Source organism: Aerococcus sp. L_32, assembly GCF_050689315.1.
Window position 1 is genome coordinate 1 of the sequence record NZ_JBOEQF010000963.1, and the last position, 705, is coordinate 705.

The 705-nt window shown below is 34.8% G+C and carries 1 protein-coding gene; it reads right to left on the reverse strand.

The window, feature by feature from the left end:
* A partial coding sequence (locus ACRCJ0_RS17640) for a DUF1722 domain-containing protein (protein ID WP_431391448.1) occupies positions 1-705 on the reverse strand: 705 nt, incomplete at both ends.

Genomic DNA, 705 nt, shown 5'->3' on the forward strand with positions numbered 1-705 from the left:
CGCTCAGTATCGGTGGCTTGGTTTTTAAAGTATCCCCAAATATGTTGTCCAGCATTTATTTCATTACCGATATCTTCTGGTAAGTTTTCAGCAGTTTCAAGATATTGGATAAAGGCTTCAAAATCAGTGTTCTCTTTATCTTTTAAAAGGTTTCTAATGGCTTGATAAATACTTAAAGACTTTGCCATCACGTCATATTTATAACGTGCCCATAACTTTTCGGCAGCCCCAATATCTTGGTCAAGATATAATTGGATTTTTTCTGCAGAACGATTTTTATCTTTTACTTCTAACATGATATCAATAGGGCCACTTAATTCATTTTGAATGAAATGGATAAAAGGGTTAAGTGCGGTCGTATTAGTATGCGCACCCGGTTTTTTACATAGCGCTTGTTGGCTATAGTGTATAGCCTGTCTACCATCATTAGTAGTCCAAGTTTGACCGGCTAATTCAATATAGGTTTTCATACTGCGGCTATTTTCAGGTTTTAATATATTGAAATGTAGGTTATCAAATACAACAGGTAAGTGAGTGAGTTGACTAATATATAAGACATCTTCAATATTAAATAAGCGTTCATCATTTTCGATGATTAAATGACGACGAATCTTACTAGAAAGGCTATTAGCTACTTGAATAAACCGTTGAATTGCGGCGTCTTTATCGCCATACACACCACCAATATGAATCACCATTTTATTA